At 37.8% G+C, this 21372-nt stretch carries 17 protein-coding genes; 10 read left to right on the top strand and 7 right to left on the bottom strand.

What is annotated here, in order from left to right:
• Nucleotides 1-351: 351 nt before the first annotated feature.
• The 5 genes from ACLCDV_RS19385 to ACLCDV_RS19365 all read left to right on the top strand — a co-directional run bounded on the left by ACLCDV_RS19385 (nt 352) and on the right by ACLCDV_RS19365 (nt 8914).
• A complete protein-coding gene (locus tag ACLCDV_RS19385; protein WP_317664757.1) occupies nt 352-918 on the top strand; it encodes an RNA polymerase sigma-70 factor in 567 nt (188 codons plus the stop codon).
• A gap of 84 nt (nt 919-1002) precedes the next feature.
• Nucleotides 1003-2037 (top strand): FecR family protein, encoded by a 1035-nt coding sequence (locus ACLCDV_RS19380; RefSeq protein WP_317664759.1) that lies wholly within the window; start codon nt 1003-1005, stop codon nt 2035-2037.
• 146 nt (nt 2038-2183) lie between these two features.
• Nucleotides 2184-5645, top strand: coding sequence for a SusC/RagA family TonB-linked outer membrane protein (locus ACLCDV_RS19375; protein WP_411972004.1), 3462 nt, complete (start codon nt 2184-2186; stop codon nt 5643-5645).
• A gap of 23 nt (nt 5646-5668) precedes the next feature.
• Nucleotides 5669-7450: a RagB/SusD family nutrient uptake outer membrane protein gene (locus tag ACLCDV_RS19370; protein WP_411972003.1), complete on the top strand. Its 1782-nt coding sequence runs from the start codon at nt 5669-5671 to the stop codon at nt 7448-7450.
• 15 nt (nt 7451-7465) lie between these two features.
• Nucleotides 7466-8914 (top strand): arylsulfatase, encoded by a 1449-nt coding sequence (locus ACLCDV_RS19365; protein ID WP_411972002.1) that lies wholly within the window; start codon nt 7466-7468, stop codon nt 8912-8914.
• Between the two features lie 402 nt (nt 8915-9316).
• Here ACLCDV_RS19365 and ACLCDV_RS19360 read toward each other — a convergent pair whose 3' ends face one another.
• Nucleotides 9317-9778, bottom strand: coding sequence for a hypothetical protein (locus ACLCDV_RS19360; protein WP_411972001.1), 462 nt, complete (start codon nt 9776-9778; stop codon nt 9317-9319).
• 236 nt (nt 9779-10014) lie between these two features.
• Between ACLCDV_RS19360 and ACLCDV_RS19355 the strand changes: the two genes are divergently transcribed.
• Together ACLCDV_RS19355 and ACLCDV_RS19350 are read left to right on the top strand one after the other, a co-directional pair.
• Nucleotides 10015-10185, top strand: a complete 171-nt coding sequence (locus ACLCDV_RS19355; protein WP_317664771.1) for an SMI1/KNR4 family protein — start codon at nt 10015-10017, stop codon at nt 10183-10185.
• Nucleotides 10186-10486: 301 nt separating this feature from the next.
• A complete protein-coding gene (locus tag ACLCDV_RS19350) occupies nt 10487-10993 on the top strand; it encodes a hypothetical protein (protein WP_317664773.1) in 507 nt (168 codons plus the stop codon).
• A gap of 54 nt (nt 10994-11047) precedes the next feature.
• On the opposite strand, the gene ACLCDV_RS19345 is transcribed toward ACLCDV_RS19350, so the two are convergent.
• Nucleotides 11048-11767, bottom strand: a complete 720-nt coding sequence (locus ACLCDV_RS19345; RefSeq protein WP_411972000.1) for a hypothetical protein — start codon at nt 11765-11767, stop codon at nt 11048-11050.
• A gap of 237 nt (nt 11768-12004) precedes the next feature.
• Nucleotides 12005-12367: a hypothetical protein gene (locus ACLCDV_RS19340; RefSeq protein WP_411971999.1), complete on the bottom strand. Its 363-nt coding sequence runs from the start codon at nt 12365-12367 to the stop codon at nt 12005-12007.
• Between the two features lie 685 nt (nt 12368-13052).
• On the opposite strand from ACLCDV_RS19340, the gene ACLCDV_RS19335 reads away from it, so the two are divergent.
• Complete coding sequence (locus ACLCDV_RS19335) at nt 13053-14393, top strand: serine hydrolase domain-containing protein (RefSeq protein ID WP_317664779.1); 1341 nt, start codon at nt 13053-13055, stop codon at nt 14391-14393.
• Nucleotides 14394-14785: 392 nt separating this feature from the next.
• Here the strand turns inward: ACLCDV_RS19335 and ACLCDV_RS19330 are convergent, their stop codons facing one another.
• Entirely contained in the window at nt 14786-15592 is an 807-nt protein-coding gene (locus ACLCDV_RS19330; protein ID WP_317664780.1) for a DUF6896 domain-containing protein, read from the bottom strand.
• A 1014-nt stretch (nt 15593-16606) separates the two neighbouring features.
• Between ACLCDV_RS19330 and ACLCDV_RS19325 the strand changes: the two genes are divergently transcribed.
• A complete protein-coding gene (locus tag ACLCDV_RS19325; RefSeq protein ID WP_317664782.1) occupies nt 16607-16729 on the top strand; it encodes a hypothetical protein in 123 nt (40 codons plus the stop codon).
• Nucleotides 16730-16970: 241 nt separating this feature from the next.
• The gene (locus tag ACLCDV_RS19320) at nt 16971-17342 is read left to right on the top strand and encodes a two-component system response regulator (protein ID WP_317664784.1); all 372 of its coding nucleotides are present in this window, start codon (nt 16971-16973) and stop codon (nt 17340-17342) included.
• A gap of 246 nt (nt 17343-17588) precedes the next feature.
• Here the strand turns inward: ACLCDV_RS19320 and ACLCDV_RS19315 are convergent, their stop codons facing one another.
• The 3 genes from ACLCDV_RS19315 to ACLCDV_RS19305 all read right to left on the bottom strand — a co-directional run bounded on the left by ACLCDV_RS19315 (nt 17589) and on the right by ACLCDV_RS19305 (nt 21270).
• Nucleotides 17589-18677 (bottom strand): PepSY-associated TM helix domain-containing protein, encoded by a 1089-nt coding sequence (locus ACLCDV_RS19315; protein ID WP_317664786.1) that lies wholly within the window; start codon nt 18675-18677, stop codon nt 17589-17591.
• Nucleotides 18678-18679: 2 nt separating this feature from the next.
• Nucleotides 18680-20821, bottom strand: a complete 2142-nt coding sequence (locus ACLCDV_RS19310; protein ID WP_317664788.1) for a TonB-dependent receptor — start codon at nt 20819-20821, stop codon at nt 18680-18682.
• A 74-nt stretch (nt 20822-20895) separates the two neighbouring features.
• Entirely contained in the window at nt 20896-21270 is a 375-nt protein-coding gene (locus ACLCDV_RS19305) for a hypothetical protein (protein ID WP_317664789.1), read from the bottom strand.
• Nucleotides 21271-21372: the final 102 nt, after the last annotated feature.

The following is a 21372-nucleotide window of genomic DNA, read 5'->3' as shown; positions in this document are numbered from 1 at the left end:
ATACAACGCTATAAGCCAGTGTGATGGACAGGATCAAATTGGGGCAATAGCTGGAGCGCTTGCTGTCCCGCTACTGGAGCCTTCTCAATATCACCTTGAGCCAGATAGATATTAGCATAAAGATTATATAGATAGGATTCCAATAATAATCTAAAGGTGGGATTCTGGTCCGATTACGTATTGGCGCAGTTTCTATCCCGCTTATAATCCAATTAGTACAGCAGTTGGTCGATCAGTGAATAATATCGTGATTAGTAAATGTTGAGCCGATAATGCTTCTTTTAAAATTCTTATATTCTTGCAAAAATTGATATCTTTATTTCCCATAGACCATTTCATATTTTTATTTAAATGCAAAAGTTGAATCAAGATCCCTTTTTATGGACTGAATTGCGGTATGCAATTGTATTCGATCGAGACCAGTTTGCATTTAAAACGTTATTTAAAAAATTTTACCCCGATTTATATGACTTTGGTCATGCAATTATTAAGTCACCAGTTCCGGTTGAAGATATTATTTCAGAAATTTTTATGAAATTGTGGCTATTGGAAGATAAGTTAATGGAAATTGAAAACATCAAAACTTATCTTTTTAGGTCTGTAAGAAATAATGCCATAAAATACCTTGAAAGACAGCATACCCATGTGGATATTTCAGAAATTATTGACTTTAACTATCAATATCCAAGTGTGGAGCAAGAATATATTTCAAGCGAAAACCTGAAAATTATACAGCAGATCATAGACGAATTGCCTTCCAAGTGTAAAATGGCTTTTACTTTAGTCAAGGAACTTGGCTTTACCTATCATGAAACGGCTGCCATTATGGAAATTTCTACGAATACCGTTGACCGACACATCCAACTGGCGCTCCGTCGTTTAAGAGATTCTATTACTTGTAGAAAAATAAATAGCTAGAAATTAGTGTTTTAAAATTATTTTAAATTTCTATTGGTGAGATTCGTCTGTAATTGGCTCTTATATTAAAGACTCAAGCGTAAGATGGATCAGGATCAACTTCTAGCATTATTGAACAAAGAAATTCAGGGGAAACTAACACCTGAGGAGAAGTTACTGTTTGAAAAGTTGCTTATTGACAATCCAGATCACCAAGTCCTTTATCATTTTATTAAAAATCAGCAACGAACGCCGTCATCAACCATCGAAAAAACTGAAATGGCATTTGATCAGCTATGGAAGAAATTGGAAGACAGTACCCCCGAAAGCATTCCAGTAAGGAGTCGGGTAAAAAAACGCAACCTCTTTTATCTAGTAGCGGCTAGTATTGCAATCTTCTTTTTTGTTGGTATGTGGCGGTATTTATCTCAACAAGAAGTTGTTGAGTATAGAATGAGTTATAGCAGCAGTAAGGGCGAGAAACGGATAATTAGCCTGCCTGATGGGAGTACCGTTTGGTTAAATGGCGACAGCAAACTCTATCTGGCTACAGATTTCAATAAAAAGGAACGTCGGGTAAAATTGGTGGGGGAGGGCTTTTTTGCTGTTGCCAAAGATAAAAAACACCCATTTATTGTCTCATGTAAGGATTCCGAGGTAAAAGTATTGGGAACAAAATTCAATATCAGGGCGTATCAGGACGAGAATAAAACACAGACTTCACTTGTGGAGGGTGCTATCGAATTGAAAAGTCAAAATAGTGACAAAACCTATAAGATGGTACCCGGAGAAAAGTTAACCATAGCCCACATATCGATAGGATCCAAACCTAGTGATGAGAGCAGCACAAATGGGGTAAAACGGACAGCGCTTATTGTTCAGGATGGAGAAAAAATGCCCTCCGAAGCATTGTGGCTTGAGAATAAACTTTCCTTTGATGCTGACCCGATGGATATTGTTGCGTCCAAAATAGGCAAATGGTATAACAGGAATATCGTAATCGACAATACCGAACTGGAGAAAACCACCTTTACCGGGACGATGGAGAATTATAGCCTAGAGATGGTTTTAAAGACTATTTTATTGGCCAATCCGAAGCTACATATCAAAGAAGAAAACGAATCAATTATTTTATATTAACCCTAAATAAACGATAATGAGAGATTATACATAAAGTTTCAAAAAAAGGATACACCCAATGATGTATCCTTCATGTTCATGAAATAAGAGTGCGTAGTCCCTGAGAAAGATAAAGCACTCTATGGTTCCATAATCAATTTAAAACTATGAAAAAAAATTTACATGGTCAGGTATTTTTTGCACGAAAATCTAGCACCATTAAATATGCATTAATGACAAAATTAACATTAGCGCTCACTTTTGCATTTACCGTAAAGGTCTTCGGAATAGGTACCAAAGCACAGGAAAAGGTATCCCTAAAAATAAAAAATACCGATCTTAAGACTGTTTTAAAAACCATTGAAAAGCAGACTAAAGTCAAATTTATATATTTTGACAACGTGATCGCCAATAAAAGCCTTCCCCTTATTTCTGTCGAGAACCAAAATTGGACCAACGCTTTAGCGCCATTGCTGAATAAATTTCAGCTCCGGATGGAAAATATGAATGGAAACACCTATGTGATCACTGTCAACAATAAAGAAGCCCAAGGGCTTGATATCAAAGGAAAGGTTTTGGATCGGCAGGGCTTACCTTTATCGGGCGTCACCGTAGTCGAAAAGGATAAGGATCGCGGTACAAGTACAAACGATAAAGGCGAATTTAATCTAAAAGTAAGTGGGCCAAATGCCATTTTACTTGTCAGTAATGTAGGCTTTATCAGTCAGGAGATTCCGGTTAGCCAGTCATTTATGAATGTTGTCCTCCAAGAAGATCTGACCTCCTTGGAAGAAGTTGTTGTTGTTGGTTACGGTACACAACGGAAAGCAAATCTTACAGGGGCTGTAGCCTCAGTTGATATGGAAAAAGTGTTGGGAGATAGACCTGTAAGCAGTAGCTCTCAAGCATTACAGGGGGCTTTACCTGGTTTACAGGTTACTTTTGGTGGAGGACGTCCCGGAACATCGACAGAACTAAATATTCGGGGCGTTACTTCCATAAACGGTGGTAGCCCCTTAGTATTGGTCGACAACGTCCCTATGAATATGGACGATATAAATCCCAAAGATATCTTAAATGTCACCGTCTTGAAAGATGCTGCCGCTTCTTCTATTTATGGTGCTAGAGCAGCCTTTGGGGTCATTCTAATCACCACAAAGAAAGGATCCAGAAATCAGCCGACCAGCATCAATTACTCGAGTAATCTGACTTGGAGCCGCCCTTCAACGCTCCCTGAGAAAGCGACTCCACTTGAATTTGTGCAGGCGTTAAAAGACTTTGGAAATACTTCGAATTGGGCAGGACAAAATGTCGATACCTGGCTTGATTTATTAAAAAATTATCAAACAGATCCAACAAAATTTCCTGATGGAATAGCCGAGGTAAATAACACAAAATATCCCCTAAAAGAATACGATTTATACGATGAGGTATTCCAGACCGGATTTGAACACCTGCATAATCTTTCTATCAGAGGTGGTTCGGAAAAGATTGCGTATAGGCTTTCTGGTATGTATAGCAACGAAGATGGTATTATGATTACCAAAAAAGATAGCTATAGTAGATATAATTTCAATGCTTATGTAAACGCCGAATTGTTCAAAAATTTTAATGCGAGTGTCAATGTGTTTTATAAAAAGGATAATCGCCTTACCCCAGCCAATATGGGTGAGATGTTTTATCGGGCTCTGACATTCGGGTCATATCTTAATCCTGGCGAGACGATAGACAGTGATGGGAAAGCCATACCTTACGGTACGCCCAACAATTATCTAAAATATGAAGATCCTTCGCGCAGATATGAAGAAAATCTTAGATTGTTTGGTAAACTGGAGTATAACCCTTTACCAGGATGGAATATTACTGCTGAATACACCTTTAGTAAAAACAATCTGAACAATAAAAATGCGCAGAACAGAAATAGGTATATGAATCCGAATAATTTTAATACGGAATACCTGTTCAATCAAGATTTTTATACCCGTTCTAATTCCCTGACGGACTATAATGCTTTAAATCTCTATACGAGCTACAGTCGTGCATTGGATGACCATAATGTGAAAGTTTTGGTGGGAACAAATTATGAGAAAAGTTATACCGAATCATTTTCAGCAACCAGATATGGGATTTTAAGTCCTGATTCACCTTCATTGGGGACAAGCACAGGGACACAAAATACATCCGACAGTTTTAGTCAGTATGCTATCCTCGGTTATTTTGGCAGAATTAATTATGATTATAAGAATCGTTATCTATTGGAACTGAACGGTCGACTAGACGGTTCCTCCCGTTTCCTCAAAGGTAGCAGGTTTGGATTTTTTCCATCCGTTTCTGCCGGTTGGAATGTTGCTGAGGAACAATTTATGACGGGATTAAAAAATAGTATCCCAATGTTGAAGTTCAGGGCTTCTTATGGGGAAATCGGTAACCAGGTCGTATTTGATACCAATAAAAATCAAGTTTATTTTCCTGCAATACCTCAGATGGGGACAGGCAATGCAAATTGGATTGATCCAAATACTGGCATTCGCTACCTGACGATAAATCCACCAAATTTAATCAGTTCAACTTTTTCCTGGGAGAAGGCGCGTACTTTAAATTTCGGTGTCGACATTGCTTTGTTCAATAGCAAATTGAACGGAAGTTTTGACTGGTTTAGACGGCAGACAATAGGCATGCTTTATCAGGGGGCCGACCTACCGGCAGTTTTGGGCGCACAACCTCCATTCCAGAATATTACGGATCTAGAATCAAAGGGATGGGAGCTGGAACTTTCCTGGAAAGACAAGATTAAAGATTTTAAATATTCATTTACATTCAATCTTTCAGATAATCGAGGTTTTATTACCAAAATCAACAACAGTGCTGGCTTGATCGATGGCTTCTACAAAGGAAAAGAACTCGGTGAAATATGGGGGTATGTTACAGAGCGTTATTATACGGTAGATGATTTTCAGGAAAATAGTTTAAATGCCAGTTTGGTAAATGGAAAGTTAAAAGATGGAATCCCGTATTTCAAAGGTGTTGCTCAGAATCCCGGAGATGTTAAATATGCTGATTTAAATGGTGATGGTATCATCTTCAGTGGTACAGGTACTGTATCCGATCCTGGTGACATGAAGGTTATTGGCAATAATAATAGACGGTTTCAATTCGGTCTGAATAGTAATTTCTCTTACAAGAATATTGATTTGAGCGTGTTTATACAGGGTGTAGGAAAGCGGGATCTTTGGTTGAGCAATTTCTTGATGTGGCCTTATAATAACGAATTCGGTACCCTCTATAAGGGTAATCTAGATTATTGGACGCCGAACAATACTGATGCCACCTATGCGCGTGTCTATGCAAATGCAGGTTTAAATACATCAGCGAATCGAAGAACACAGACCAAATACCTTTCGGATGGCTCCTATCTTCGGGTGCGAAATATTACACTTGGTTATACCATCGACAGAAAGACTTTACGGAGCAAAGTGATCGACAATATCAAGGTATTTGTTTCGGGTGAAAATTTATTTAAAGCTGATCGTATGCCCAAAGGGATGGAGGCCGATGGTGAAAACATCGGGTCGGGAGGTATTTATCCATTCCTGAAAAAGTATAGTTTTGGCGTTAATGTCACGTTTTAAATCTTCAAAAACCGCAGAATATCATGAAAAAGAAATTTATCCACTATATCCTTTGCTTGGGGCTAGCCACATCGTTAACAAGCTGCAGCAATTTACTTGATCTCGATCCAGAAGGTACATTGACAGAGCAAAGTACTTTCACAAACTATAACAATTTTATTTCCTATGCTTGGCAATTCTATGGCACGTTTCCTGGCTACAGCAATACTGTCCCTGACGCTGAGGTCAACGGCGATCTATTTGCCAAAGCGCAGGCAAACGCCACTTCTGATTGGATTTGGCAGCGAATGGTCGTCCCATCAACAAGTAGCGATTACAGTAATCCATTTGTGCAGATACGATCCATCAACGTTCTTTTGGATAATATTGAGCAGGCAAGCCAGCTATCTGAACCGGAGAAGAAGCATATCCGTAGCATCGGTTACTTTTTCAAGGCTTACCAATATATGGATCTCCTCAACAAATTTGGTCAGGCAATCTGGGTAGAGCGTACGATTGACGATGGCGATACCGATGTTCTCTACGGTACCCCCGGAACTCGAGATGAAATTGCGGCACATATCGTAGAAATGCTCAGCTATGCCGGAGAAAATATCAAAGAAAATGGGGATGGGCCAAATACCATCAATCGTAAGGTTGTCTTGGCACTGACAGCCCGTTTTGGCCTGAGGGAGGGGACATGGAGGAAATATCATCAACTTAAAGACGCTGAAAAATACCTGAAATTGTCAACTGCAGCAGCAGAAAAAATCCTATCCAGTACGATACCTCTATTGAGCAATTATGACCTGCTGTTTAACAGTGAATCATTGGCAAATGTCGCTGAGGTTTTTCTTTATAAGCAGTATGAGTTAAATCAGATTACACATGGTCTAGCATCGCTGGCGCGTAATTCCTCAGGTAGATGGGATCTCACCAAGAAAGCTGTGGATATGTATCTGATGAAAGATGGGAAAACTCGTTGGGTGAGTCCAACATTTGCTGGTGATGAAAGTGCATATACTGAATTCCGAAACCGTGATACCCGTCTATACTTTACTATTCCACCTCCCTATAAAGTTAAAATGGGGAAGACAAATATGCTTTGGGAGTATTCGGATGATCCGAAGGACCGGGAGTATATCGATTTGATGGCCACACTATCAGACGACAAACATAAAACTTTACCCTGGATGAACTGGGAAGGTCTCATATTGAAAGAGGAACCACATTATGTAGATTTCACCAATGGACAGCCTTATAGTGTAAGCTACACCGGGTATCGGTTTTACAAATTCAGTAACAAGATCAATAGGATCCAGAATGTTGATATCAACGATGCTCCTATATTTAGGCTTGGGGAATTGTTGGTTGGATATGCTGAAGCAAAATATGAATTGGGAGAGATCAACCAGCAGATTATCGATCAAACGATAAATAAATTAAGGTCACGCGCTGGCGTGGCTTCTCTGGAGTTGACGACAATTCCACCCGATCCCAAGCGCGATGAGACAATAAGCCCCGTGCTGTGGGAAATACGTCGCGAGCGTGCTGTTGAACTAATGGGTGAAGGGTTTCGTTTTGACGATCTCAGACGATGGAAAAAAATGGATTATGCCATTACCCAAAAATTAGGACGATATATAACCAAGGGAGTAGATATACCTTCTAATACGCCTATTCCAGTTGAAAATGGACAGACAAAAGGTTATATTGCCTACGAAGGTAAAGCACCATCTCCTTTTCCTGAATACTATTATTTATATCCGATACCTGCTGCAGAACTGGTACAGAATAAAAACTTAAAACAGAATGAAGGCTGGTAAAATAATTTATAACACATGAAAATATTAACATTGATAACGCTAAAGAAAACGTTCCTAGTTGTCTTAATCGCGACGTTTACAAGCAGTCTTTTCGCGCAAAGTGGAAGCAAAAGACCGAATATTGTATTTATTATGGCCGATGATCTTGGTTACGGCGATTTGGGGGCTTATGGTCAAGTTAAGATTGAAACCAAACATATCGACTTATTGGCCCAATTGGGAATGAAGTTTGATAACTTTTATGCAGGCACTTCCGTATGTGCACCATCGCGTTCATCCTTGATGACAGGACAGCATACAGGACACACTTACGTCAGAGGTAATAAGGAAATTGAACCAGAGGGGCAAGAGCCATTGGCCGATTCAGTGCAGACCATCGCGATGTTGCTGCAAAAGGCCGGTTATACCACCGGTGCCTTTGGTAAGTGGGGGTTAGGCATGGTAGGTACAACGGGTGCACCTGACCAGAAGGGATTTGACGAGTTTTATGGGTACAATTGTCAGCGTCAATCACATCGTTATTATCCTACCCATCTTTGGCATAATAAGCAGCGTATTGAACTTGATGGCAATGGGTTGATGGCAGAGGGCCAGTATGCACCGGCATTGATTCAGGAAAGAACCCTTGCTTTTATCGATGCCAACAAAGATAAACCCTTCTTTCTTTTTGTCCCCACGGTGCTACCCCACGCTGAACTTGCAGGACCAGCAGACGAGTATTATAAGCAATATGCCGATAAGTTTGATGAGAAGCCTTACCGAGGCAACGATTATGGTCCTAAAGCAACAGTTCCGGGGTACAACAGTGTCGAAAAGCCGCATGCAATGTACGCCAGTATGGTAAGTCGGATGGATGCGTATGTAGGACAAATTGTTGAAAGATTACGTCAAAATAATCTGCTTGATAATACAATTATTATATTCACCAGTGATAATGGGGCACATAAAGAAGGGGGAGCAGATCCTATTTTTTTCAATAGTTCAGGCGGATTACGAGGTACAAAACGCGATCTGTATGAGGGCGGCATAAAGACGCCGTTTATTGCTTACTGGCGAGGTAAAATTGCAGCTGGAAAAACATCAAATTATTTAGGCGCTTTTTGGGATATTATGCCAACGATGGTCGAATTAGCCAAAGCCGATAAGCCAAGATATACCGATGGAATTTCTATTGTTCCGACATTGTTGGGTGAAAGTAAAAAGCAAAAGCAGCATGGTTATCTTTATTGGGAATTCCATGAGGACGGAGGACGTCAGGCTGTCCGTAAAGGGAATTGGAAACTTATTTTACAGAAAGTGATGAGCGGTGCTCCAACAACGGAATTGTTTAATCTTAAGCAAGATCCAAAAGAGCAAAATAATATTGCTGCCGATAATCCAAAAAAGGTCATGGAATTACGTCGTCTGATCGAAAAAGCACATGTTGAAAGCACTATTTTCCCTTTGATTAAAAAGGTTCAATAAATCAAAATCTTTTCATATTAAATTAGCCCAATCTTTTATAAAAGGATTGGGCTAATTTTTCTGTAAAACAGTCGATCAACTTGACCTGAAAATTTTTATTTTCGAAGGTTATCTAAAACCAATCGGGAAATCATTTGCCAAAAGAAATTTCCACATCCAATGATCAATTTTAGTTATTGTTTTTTGACTGTTCTATTATTTTCCGCTTAACATCATGATTACTGTTGTATTTAAGCTTTTCTGAACCACATATCCCACAAGCCATAACTGTATATCTAAATGGTTTTTTAAGTTGAAATTTATTTTTCGTTATTGGGCCAGTAAGGTTTTTACAAGTCTCGCAATAGTATTTATGACGTTGTTCGCGGGAGATATTTAAGCCTTCCATTTCGACGAAGATTTTCATTTCCTCCAAGATAAATTCCTTTGAATTTTAAGCGTAAGCCCTGGATTGTAAAGGGGCGAGTTGTTATAGTTCAAATAGTCCATATCCTCGTCAATTTCATAAAAGGCGATATACCTGTAATTGTATCCGCTTGCAGACACAATTTTTCGCATTTGACTGAAGGCATATTCTATACTGATCTCTTCGCTGATTGCTTTTTTTGCCATTGTTAGGGCATAGTTTTCCATTAAATCCGCTTCACTTTTCTCTATATTTAATTTTAGATCAGCAATTGATTTCCAAAAATAGATTTCGCGTTCTTCCGTAGATGCGTTATCCAAACCACCTAATATATAGAGGTTTTCACTCTCATACCCCAGGGTTAACACATTGATGGCCCAGGTAACCAGGTGTTTACTCTCAAAATACGTCAATGCCCTTTCCGCATAAATTTCAAGTGTTAATTCTTCAAGTGTCATATATGATAATTGCTAATACTTTTACAATTGTTACACGTTTTCGCTGTTGGCTATAAAACAGTAAAAACTAAACAAATATATTCCAAAGGTGCGCAGGGTATTTGCGCAATATATTTATTTCGAAACTAAGCAAAAATTCGCTGTGCTAACCATAATGTCATCGATATACATATTCTAATGCGACATAACCTCTAATTTGATGTGTAAATGTTTAAATTTGTGGGAAATAAATCGTTATGGATAGTCTAATAGCTTTGTATTTTGGTGATTTCATCAAAGGATTAGCAGTATCTGCCGATTTGATCAATCGGGTACAGAAGGATCTCGGTTTTAATCTTCCAGATGATTATATTTCTATGTTGAAAGAATTCAATGTGAGTGAGGGTGAGGTAGGATACAATAGCTGATTAAGACTGTTTCCTTTAGAGGAGCTTCAAGAAATAGATGAAAGCTATATCTTACTAATGGGGCAAATTCTAGACTATTTTTTATTCGGGATGAATGCCACAGATACCAGTTATGCATTCCACAAAGTAAAAATGACATTTCACTCATTTGGTTTAATGTCGAATTTTAAAACTGATTACATTGATTTTTGCGGAAATTCATTTTCCGAATTTTTAGAAAATTTATATAATTTCAGATCAAAATAAATAGCTCATTAATTATAATTTCCATCTCCATTTTTTATCTTGGCACCACATATCGATGAAAAAGCCAAAAAGTGAAGAAAAGATGAAATTAAATATTATTTATATTATGTTAGTTATTATGATAACGAGCTGCACAAAACAACAGTGTGGTTTTTATCAAAATAGTAAGTCAATTGAATCTGTTCAAAGAATTATAGTTAATAATCCGAAACAATTCTTTAATAATTCGGATATGCCAAAGTCCTATTTTACAAATATATACAAGGATCAGTATGCAACTAAAGATGATGATTTTAAAAAGAGATTAAGTGAAAGCGATTTCAACAGTTTGAAAAATCACTTTAATCAATTATCTATAGAAGAAATTCTTTTTTTTAACTCAGATAATATGCTATTTAAGGTTGGGCAAAATGAAGGTTACTTAAATACGCATGTTTACTATTTGGGATTTCTTGAAAATATAAGGGAACAGGATCTTTCTAAGTATTACGAAGTTGAAGATTTTAGGAATTGCAATGGAAATTGGTATTCAGCTATTATTATTCAGTCACTAGCGCAGTAAGTTTTCTTTATTTTTGAAGAATGCTCTAACAATAGGATATGTTTAAGGGGGATGTTAATATATATATATTTCAAACCTCCCCACTAACTCCTTAAAATCAGCAATAAACTTGGTCTTATCAAAAGACACCTCCTTATGTCTTTTAGCCTTGAAAAGATGGTTATTACAAAAGTAGTCCCAGACTTTCGTAAGTTCTCCCGCTTCGCGAGATTTGAGCAGGTCTCCAAATCTTTCATCTTGGTAGCTTAGGTCACCGACCAAATTGTAAAAATATACAAAATCAGCAAGAGTATCAACCGAAACAGCATCTGATCGAAAACCATCGATAATTTCCCGGGGAGAATAAGTGATCGATTTAGTAGGAGGTAAGTTTTCCATACCAGACAACCATGCTTCTAAATTAGCAGGTGCCTTGAAGGTATCGTTATTACTAATCAGTAAATGAATCAAGTTATCTATTGAAGGGGAAAGAAACACTTTTCCATCATTAGAGATTAGCAGCTTATCGTTTTCATCTGTATCTTCATACCAAATGAAATATTTAGTCGTGGGGCAGTCTAATGGTATGTAGCTCGAAATCCAGATCCTATAGTCTTGACAATGTTCCAGAAACTTTTCGGTTTCATTCAATATCTTACTGTAAGTAGTTCTCATATTGTCTACCTCCGCTTGCAGAGCAAATTCTGGTTCTGTTCTTTTATTTGTCAATTTCGAAAGAGCAATTTGTAATTCTAAAAGACTAAAAGCATTTTTAAATCTCGATTTGAGTATCATGTAGATGTTGAGTGCAGATTTTGGCTTGTGAAAGTAATGGTGTGAGAGAGCTTTTCAAAGTCAGACCTTAGGATCTTCTGATTATTGAAGCTTTCTGTTTTCGATACAAGATATGTGCTGTTTTTATCCAATCGTTTCATACATTTTTTAATATACTTAATCAATTATTTAAAAATTAGTTTTAGAAAACGAGTTGATCGTCTCTAAGTAATTAAATTTCACCTCTAGTGTCAGGAGTTAGGTATATTTAAAGTTTATAAGATTCTTTTTATACCTCCCAGGGCGTAGTAAAAATGGTGTTTTTGTTGGTTTAATAACAAATATACCTTTGGGTACATGATTTTTATCAAATATGAGGAGCTTGGCATTGCTGCTGCTATCGATTACATTACCTGGCATGTTTTTAACATTATCTATTGAAACTTCTTTGCCATTTTCGATGTCAAAAAGCTGAATATTTATACCAACTTTATCTTTAGCAATTCTACTATCCTCTACCTCACTTCTTTGGTATTTTCCACTGTTATCCGCGACTTTCAATGTGGTACAAGACAACAGTAACCATGTGCCCAAAAGGATATTGTATTTTAAAAACTTCATTTTTCTAAATTTTGACAGTAATACTTTTTACACTTTGCTTGACCATATAATGTCATGCTGTGCGACAGTTGTTGTATGTATTGGTTAAAAAAACTTTCGTATTGAGGTAGTCATGAATTGCTTCATATAGCGTAATCAAAGCTACATATTCCTTTGAAGCATTGCGCAATGTATTGAAATTTAAATCTATTCTAATACCCATATTAACAAAGGTGTAGTAGTTGACACACTTATTGGTCTTAGCGAAAAATGAGAATAAAAAATTGTATATTGTAACTTAATAGCCAATATTTATAAAAAGATCCTACTTTTTATGGAAGAAAATACCAATGAAAATATCGAGAATATTCCCGAAAAATCAATTTCCGATGATGATGCAAAAAAGCTGATAAAGCACATTCAAGAGGAATATAAGTTCTAAATTAACATATATACCAGCGACAATAGACGCCGAGCCCTAGGCTTGCTATAACGAAGCTTCAAATAATATCAAGCTAATATTGTAAGATATGTTAAGGGATCTGAGTTTAAACTCAAATCGCATTTCCAAATTGTTTTTAAGTTTAAATTTGTTATTATACACTTTTGTTAAAATAAATCAAATAGTTGTCTAAATTAGAGAAATCAAATGGTGGCTGTTGGAAAATTGAAAACAGAGAAATCGATTGTTATATAAATCCCTTATATGTGTTTTCTAAAAAATAGTAAGAATATCTCTGCCCTTATTGTATTATTTGCTTTTCTCGGCAATAGTACATTAGTGGCGCAAGAAAAGTTAGATGCCTATTTTGCCCATCTTTTCCAAAATAATAAAATGATGGGAACTGTAGCGGTATTGCACAACGATAGCCTATTTTATACAACTTCAATAGGCTATGCTGATGTTGGTTCCAAAAGAAAAAATGATAGCAATACAAAATTTCGCATTGCCTCTAATACAAAAACGTATACAGCCGTTTTAATTCTTAAAGCTGTGGAAGAACAAAAGCTAAGTTTGGATACTCATCTTTCGATATTTTATCCCCAAGTAAAAAATGCCGAAAAGATTACCATAGAACAATTGTTGAAACATCGTAGTGGTATATTTAACTTTACTGAGGTCGAGGGGCAGGAAATATGGGATCAGGAATTTCATACAGAAGCGGAATTTATCAACCATATTAAAAATGAAAAAAGCAATTTTGAACCAAATACTGCCTACGAATACAGTAATACGAATTATGCGTTATTGGGATTTATATTGGAGAAAGTATATCACAAGTCTTATGCTGTGCTATTACAGGAAAAGATATGCAAACCACTTAAATTGAGCAATACATATTTCTCTCCGGAGACAGATCCAAATAAACATGAAGCGATATCGTATAATATTCAAAATAGGTATATTGAAAATTCAAAGGTAAATTTTTCGAATCACCCTGGTAGCGGTGGTATAGCAACCACGGCTGTGGAACTTAATCGATTTCTTTCAGGCCTGTTTGAGGGTAAGTTAATTTCAAAGGAGAGCCTCGTGTTAATGTTACCCGAGAATAAGGGGGAATATGGAATGGGAATTGAAAAAGCACGATTTAAGAATCCAACAGGATATATTCATGGTGGTAGAATTGAAAACTATTTCTCGGATTATTGGTATTTTCCAGCGGAAAAGCTAGGGATCGTAACTTTGTGTAATGCCGTTAATATCGACTTAAGCCAGGTTCAAAATACACTCATCCAATATGTTTATGGTAGAGATCCCATCTTACCCGATTTCAATAAAACAAAAGACCTGACTGAGGAACAGTTTCGCCAAATAGCAGGGACCTACCGGTATAAGGATGGAAGTCAAACAATGACGATTTCTTCAGATGGCACAAATTTGATTGGTCAGTTATCAGATAATGGACAGATGTATGTCCCTTATCTCTATAAGTCAGAACATACATTTGTGTATGATGATGAAGGTAGCATCTTGGAATTTATACCCGGTGAACAGCTCCTGTTGTTGAAAGATGGAGACTTGGTTCTTGAGTTCAAGAAAATATAAGGATCCAAAGTAAACAGGCCTCGATAGTCTTCTTGAATTTCGGCATCTACTCCGTTCGGTATTACTAGAAAATATTGAACATTCGTGAGCCGTAAGTTAAATAACGCGTTTATAATTTCTATGTTGCTTAGTATAACCTCGAGACCGGCTTGTTTTCTACCCCCCTCGAATTCGAGGAGGTTAAAATTCCCGACTTTTCAATATCTCCCTTATACCGCTTAGAAAGATAATCTAGAAAATAATGCTAATGCGGTGATCGGGCTGTGACTTTGGCAATGTGGAGACACTCCTAGCATTTTGGCGGCATCAGGTAAACCTAAAGCGGAATACTTCTAGGGATAGCCTTTACACATTCTTTATGGAGAATCTTCTCAATAGTCTTGTTGCCAGGCTCATCTTTTTATTCCAAGAAATTCCCAAAGGTTGAACTTGGCTTTCTTCTTAATTTCCTCAATATGCTTTCCGAATATTTTCTCTAAATCCATGTCGGATTTAATCTCAATTTTTTCTCTATCTGTGACAACAACACCAGTGTGGCCAGGGACATTCGAAGGGATTTCTTCAAATTTCCCTAATGCGGTCATTTTTTTTATTATTCTTAACCCGTCGGCATATTCGCCAAATAAGGGAATTGGCAGAGTCCTATAGTCTGGTGAGGACAGAATAAACTTCATGAAAAAATATGGATCTAAATCTCCAAATTCGAGTCCGAATGCTAGAGGAACCTCAATACATTGTCCCGTTGTCAAATGGTGAAAACCACAGTGAAAACCATGGACGAAATACTTCCATTCATCAACTATTCCTAACTGTCGATCGTCTCGTTTTAATTCGTTGAACGTATCTAGTGGAAAATCCTTGTTTAAGTTTAGATCAAGTTTGTCGATCAATATAAATACTAATTGCTCACCAAGTTTCCTGTAATCTTTCGCACATTGTTCAAAAAAGTCCTGATGGTCTTCAATCTCTTGATCCGTAATAAGCTTTACAATGTTTAGTTCAGGTTCGACCGTATGGGTCAAAACTTGGAAACCTGAAAGTGCATGTTCGAGATATTCTCCGACTCGTTCTCGTTGTTTATTCATCTTTCCTTTAAAAATAAGCTTTAAGGCCATCTCTCTTGGAATGGATTTAATTTCATCTAATGTCGGAATTTGGTCAATTGACTTAATAGTGATTATATGTGTTGTTCTGTCCAATGCAATTCGTTTTAAATCGATCAGTTATGGCTATTATTTTGGTTTATTTGCTTTTCCACTCTTCCTTAAGGATACTATAAACATAGGTTCCTTTGCTTTATCCATACGATTTGATGTTGTAATTTCTTAAAAGCCCTTCATTAACACTTCCAAACATCGTTATTCCGATTGGAATAGGACCGGACATATACCAGGTCAGAAATTCTTACGTATTTGGAGCACTGTAGACAGAAAGCTAAAAAACATATAGGAGAGTTCACTCCGAGCAGAATGAATGCCCATTGGATCAACGAATCTAAAAACTTTTCTTTTGCAATTCCGTCCCTATTCAGCGTTAGTATTTCTGTCGATTGTCGTTCGGAGGCCGTCTTAAATAATCTATAAATAGCTATTAAGAGGAACGGAAATAATATCAGTAACAGCCAGCTCGAGAGATCATGTGCAGGGCGTACAAGAAAAAGGGTAGTTGTTAGTGTAATGGCCAATAAAACCGTAAAAAACCAAACAAGAATGGCTGAGGTTTTACTGCGGTTATTAAAACGAAATTGATAGCTTTTCATCGTAAGTTGAGTAAGGGGAATTTCTAATAAAAAACCATAGCCTTCAATAATAAATATATGAATATTTTGTTGGAAATTAGTAGAATATCATAGAAGTCTTGGCAGATCGTTTGGTAGCCATGTTTGAACATGAGCTCTACAGATTTGTAATGGTATAAATCTTACATGACCTATGGCAATAGAAAAATAGGTGCTTCATTGTCAATTATTATTTGTATATTTAATACTATGATCTACTATTTCACATAACCCCATTTTGTAGATCCAATATGATAAACAAACTTGTTTTATCTTTAAATTCTCCACAATATATTTTCCGGAAATTTTTAGTTTAACAAATAGCTGCTAGCGTACCTCAAAGAGAGAAGACGTTTTAGTTTACATTTATTCTTCCCGATCAAGTATAAACATTGAAAAGGGAAAAGGATAATACGCACTATAAAATCCATATATCATGAGTAAAGACACTAAAAAGGAAAAAAGCACAAAAGAGAAAACGCAATCTTCTTATCAAAAAGAAAAAGATTCTGTCTCTAAAGACTTAACAGATAATGTTTTCCGTAAAAAAAAGAAATAGGCAATTGAAAAGATAGCTTATTGTTTGCTCTTGCACAAAGGCAGATTAATTAGGAGCGGGTACAAAGGCTGGATTATTAGACCAGGCTTTTGCTCGCTTTTTTTAATAAAACTGAATTTGACTACAATAAGCTGCATCTTCATGATGTACAGATGTTTAGAGTGGTTTTAAATAGATTTCATGTTTTTATGCAATTAAGCGTTGCATGTCTCTGATCAATAATAACAAAAAAAGACTCAAGATGAAAAAGAAAATAGTGGTATGTGATGACGACAAGGGAATACTGAATGCATTTTCCGTTGTATTGGAGGATCAAGATACAATGGTTATAACTGTTTCGAACAGTTTAATTCTGATAGATGTACTGAATTGTATAGATGCCGATATACTCTTTCTGGACATTCATATGTACGCACGAAACGGAGAGTTGATACTACAGGATTTACGGAGTTTACCTAAACATAATAGGCTACCTGTGATAATGATTTCAGGTCATACCGATGGACGGACTATTTCAAAGGAATGCGGAGCAGACGGTTTTTTAGCGAAACCTTTTGATCTTATCGATTTGGAAAACTATATCCGCAGATTTGTTTATGATACTTTTGATTAATTTTTAGGCTGTGAAGACACTAAGATTTCTGAATGAAGATGTTTCTTCCAAATTTCTACGAGGTAATTTCTCCCACCAGTTCGTTAGATGAGTGCGTATCAATTATATCAAGGAGTCAGAATCCTTCGACTTTTCGTCGACCTTATAATCTTAGGTCAATACCTGTAAAGGCTTGCTTCCCCCCCTTCGAATCCAAGAGGGGGAATTTGGCCAGTAAATCTTATTACTTTATTAATAAAGCTTAATTTACCAATTACGCTTATACCATAGATAGGTACCAGTCAAAGCAAGTAATGCTGGTGTCAACCCGATTAAAGCATAGATAAACTTTACGATGTAACCGCCAAATCCGCCAATATGCAATTGATAAATTGCCCATGAAATTCTTTTCGAAAAATCTGCTTTTTCAATATCCAGTTGCCCCATAAAGGTTGCATGAACAGGATCGAAAGCAAAATTGCTCGCCTTTCCACCAAACAAAAAGAATGTGGTACCTGGCAGGTGACCGCGGACCAAAATAGGGGATTTATTATCTTTTGGAATATTTATCGCAATGGGTTCAAATCCCGGAGCAGCTACTTCGCAGTAGTCCAGTAGTTTATCTAAATTTGGTTTTTCCGCGAAGGCACCCTGTTGCTGCGCGATGGTTTTGTGGTCAGAAAAAAGGTTCTGAAAAACGGGAATATTCATCCATACACCTGTGACCAGCAGGACGATATTGATCAAGGCTGACCAAACTCCTACCACCCGATGCAAGGAGGAGTATAGTCGCCGCCCTCCCTTGTATAGCGGTACCTGAAATAAAATAACTTTCTTGATGTATTTCCTATAGACAACCAGGCCCGAAATAATCGTCATTAAGAGAAGTATGCCGACAATGGCGCAGATACCTTGTCCGATGCGACCGAGTAAAAAGCTGTAATGCATGGCATATATCCATCTAAAAAATGAACCACTAAGGTCCTCGTAGTTGCCTTGGCGCAGAATTATACCCCGATGTGAGTCTACAAAAGCAAAACTCAAATGATTATCGTAAGGGCTTTTGGTCTTTCGATAAAGCATAAATTCGTAGGGTTCTTCCGATGATAGCGGAAAGTCGTGTAGGACAATTTTTTCCAAATCCGGAAAAACTTCTGCGACAACCCTATAGGCGCTGTCAGCAGAGATCATAAGCCCGCTGTCGGGCCTATGATAGATGTCTGGGTTGAATGCTCTGTCAAGATTGTGTCGGAATAGCAACAATGACCCTGTAATCCCCAAAATTAGAAAGCATAGCCCCGAACTTAGTCCCAGCCATCCATGCCAGCGGAATGCCCACTTGGTTATCGTCTTCATGGCTAGAAATTATAAGATACATTCAACCGGAACTCACGCGGGGCATAGGGCACATAGGCGTAGAGACCTATTGGCCTTGTCCAGGCACTCCCATAATTGAATCGGTTTGTCAGGTTATTGATAAGACTATTGATTGTTATTTTGCCATTTGTCCAACCTAGACCAGCATCCAGGCGAAAGAGCGCTGCAATGGATGGAATTTCATCCTGCGGATATCGGCCAGCTCTACCAGCTTGATATTGGTAGCCTGTGGAAATACTCAGTCCCGTCAGTTTCTCAAAAGGAAGCCGATAATTTAGCCAAGTGTTTTGTATATGCCTTACGCGATAGGGGGTAGCCTTACCTACCAGTGCTGGATTGGCATCGGCGGAAATATAACTATCGGTATACGCATAATTAATGACGGCATTCAATCCCTTGACAATTTCACCTTTGAGGTCAAACTCAATTCCTTTGGACTTGGTCTGCCCAATTTGTGATTGCAGGTTTGTCGAAGGGTCGGTCACCAAAATATTGTCGCGGGTAATATGATAAAGGGATAGGGTACTGTTCCATTTGCCATTCCACCAGTCTTTTTTTATACCAATTTCATAATTTTTCCCGCGTAGCGGATCGAATGTTTTCCCTTCCGCACTTAAGCCACTTTGTGGCGTAAAGGTATGGTCATATAATGCATAAATCGAGGCGTTTGTGCTGAGTGCATAGTTTACACCGAGACGAGGTGTGAGGACGAGATCCGAAACACTGGATTTTGCAGGGATATCAATATCGCTTTTCGATCGTGTTAAGCGCGCCGCCAAGGTTAGATGTAGTTGATTCTGTAAGAAACCAAGTTCATCCTGTAGGTAGAAAGCTAAATATTTTATCTGCTGTTTATTTGTTGCAATGCTTTCGAGTGAACCTGACTTTTTGTTGTCATCGAATGGTGTACCATACACGGGGTTATTAACATCTAGCGGGTATAGCGTTTGGTTGGCACTTTTGTCATTATATCCTGAGTAGCCAAGTAACGACTTTCGATTTCCGTCCAAGCTGGCCAAAATGTGATGATCGAGCTCACCTGTTTTGAACAGACCGTTCACAAAGACCTGAATGGAGGCAACATCGGTCGTAAATCTTTCGTAAGTAACACGTCTTTTGATTTCGGATGGCCGGTTTTTATCATAGGCAGATACAAAAAAATAGTTGCCATCCATATGGCTATTGGCGTAAGCAGTTTTTGCTGTCAGGTTCCAGTTGCTGCTTAGTTTTTTTGTATACGTTAAAAATGCGCTGTGTTCGGCGGCCTGTACAGGATCCTTCGTTGGGTCAGCAATACTGAAATCACGTGGGAGCGATGCGAATCCATAGGGAGAGAATACCGTGAGTAGATATTGAAGGAAAGATTGTTTTTGAAAACTATACTCCGCCGTTAGGGCGGATGTGGAGTCTATGCTGTATGTCAGGCTCGGATTGACCACGACTTTGTCATTAAATGCAAAGCGTTGAAAAGAACGCGATTTTTGCCCTAACGCATTTAATCTATAGCGCCATCTTTTATCCTTATCAAAACTGCCGTCCAGGTCAGTGCCCAGACGGTAGAGATCCCAGCTTCCTGTCTGAAAGAAAACTTGGTTGGATGTGATACCTGTTGGTTTCTTGGTGACAAGGTTAAAAGATCCGGCAGGATCACCGATTGCATTCATAAAGCCCGAAGGGCCCTTGATAAATTCCAATCGATCGATCATATTGGCATCTTCAGGCATAGGCCCATAATAGATCATGGACATGTCAATACCATTGCGTAAGGTATTGATCCCAGCCCCGCGCATAAATAGAAAGGGACCATAAAAATCGGCGGTGTTGTTGCGCATGACACCACTGACATTCCTGCTCACGGCTTCATTGATATTAATTGCCTGCTGGTCGGTGATGATACTATGGTCTATTTCTTGAATATTTTGTGGAAGCTGGAGTAGGGGAATCTGTAGCTTTAAAGTGTTGGATGCAGCATCCAATTTGTATTTTCTGTAATATTTGGAAGTGACAAGAGCTTCGTTAAGTCTGATGCTATCGCGTAGCCTAGCTGATGTATCGGGTGAAGAATGTTGTGCATATACGATACTGCCTGACAATGCAAGCAATACGGAAAATGAGTATTTCATGAATTTATGTTGCCTTTGATGATTTTTTTCTAAGAATAATGCAATGGCCGATAGTGCCATTGTAGGAAAAGTAATTAGGCAGCAATAGGGGGGCGAAATAAACGATTTGAGTCTATACTGTGATATTTTGTAAAAACCGGTCCCAGTTGAATCGATTTTATTTCAACCGAAGCTGGAGTGAAGGAAAATAGTGAATACGAATTAATGAAATCATACACTTCAGCCTTAAGCTTCGCTGTTGGATTCTGCTTTTCTTTCTCCTGTGCCTTCCTGATTTTTTTCATTAACACACAATTTCCGTTACAGTGCAATTGTGGTTTATCGCGGTTTTCACAAAGATACTTCGCAATGTAATCTTTGTTGACATAAAATGCACCTATGACAACATACCCCCAGCTAGCTTGGACGAGCAAGGAAATTGTCAAGAAGTATAGGAGCATTTTTTTCATTTGGCCAAACTTAGATAAATTGTTTCTGAAATACAATTTAATTTTTTGGAAGTCAATTATTGCCTTACTGAACAGTTCGTATTTCTTGTTACTTATCCAAAT

Source organism: Sphingobacterium sp. Lzh-3 (genome assembly GCF_046764375.1).
Taxonomy (GTDB): domain Bacteria; phylum Bacteroidota; class Bacteroidia; order Sphingobacteriales; family Sphingobacteriaceae; genus Sphingobacterium.
This window is presented reverse-complemented; position numbering and strand designations above follow the sequence as displayed.

What these genes read in the sequence shown, in the direction of transcription:
- ACLCDV_RS19385 (WP_317664757.1), top strand. Translation starts at nt 352, where the DNA reads ATGCAAAAGTTGAATCAAGATCCCTTTTTATGGACTGAATTGCGGTAT.
- ACLCDV_RS19380 (WP_317664759.1), top strand. Translation starts at nt 1,003, where the DNA reads ATGGATCAGGATCAACTTCTAGCATTATTGAACAAAGAAATTCAGGGG.
- ACLCDV_RS19375 (WP_411972004.1), top strand. Translation starts at nt 2,184, where the DNA reads ATGAAAAAAAATTTACATGGTCAGGTATTTTTTGCACGAAAATCTAGC.
- ACLCDV_RS19370 (WP_411972003.1), top strand. Translation starts at nt 5,669, where the DNA reads ATGAAAAAGAAATTTATCCACTATATCCTTTGCTTGGGGCTAGCCACA.
- ACLCDV_RS19365 (WP_411972002.1), top strand. Translation starts at nt 7,466, where the DNA reads ATGAAAATATTAACATTGATAACGCTAAAGAAAACGTTCCTAGTTGTC.
- ACLCDV_RS19360 (WP_411972001.1), bottom strand. Translation starts at nt 9,778, where the DNA reads ATGACACTTGAAGAATTAACACTTGAAATTTATGCGGAAAGGGCATTG.
- ACLCDV_RS19355 (WP_317664771.1), top strand. Translation starts at nt 10,015, where the DNA reads ATGGATAGTCTAATAGCTTTGTATTTTGGTGATTTCATCAAAGGATTA.
- ACLCDV_RS19350 (WP_317664773.1), top strand. Translation starts at nt 10,487, where the DNA reads ATGAAAAAGCCAAAAAGTGAAGAAAAGATGAAATTAAATATTATTTAT.
- ACLCDV_RS19345 (WP_411972000.1), bottom strand. Translation starts at nt 11,767, where the DNA reads ATGATACTCAAATCGAGATTTAAAAATGCTTTTAGTCTTTTAGAATTA.
- ACLCDV_RS19340 (WP_411971999.1), bottom strand. Translation starts at nt 12,367, where the DNA reads ATGAAGTTTTTAAAATACAATATCCTTTTGGGCACATGGTTACTGTTG.
- ACLCDV_RS19335 (WP_317664779.1), top strand. Translation starts at nt 13,053, where the DNA reads ATGTGTTTTCTAAAAAATAGTAAGAATATCTCTGCCCTTATTGTATTA.
- ACLCDV_RS19325 (WP_317664782.1), top strand. Translation starts at nt 16,607, where the DNA reads ATGAGTAAAGACACTAAAAAGGAAAAAAGCACAAAAGAGAAAACGCAA.
- ACLCDV_RS19320 (WP_317664784.1), top strand. Translation starts at nt 16,971, where the DNA reads ATGAAAAAGAAAATAGTGGTATGTGATGACGACAAGGGAATACTGAAT.
- ACLCDV_RS19315 (WP_317664786.1), bottom strand. Translation starts at nt 18,677, where the DNA reads ATGAAGACGATAACCAAGTGGGCATTCCGCTGGCATGGATGGCTGGGA.
- ACLCDV_RS19310 (WP_317664788.1), bottom strand. Translation starts at nt 20,821, where the DNA reads ATGAAATACTCATTTTCCGTATTGCTTGCATTGTCAGGCAGTATCGTA.
- ACLCDV_RS19305 (WP_317664789.1), bottom strand. Translation starts at nt 21,270, where the DNA reads ATGAAAAAAATGCTCCTATACTTCTTGACAATTTCCTTGCTCGTCCAA.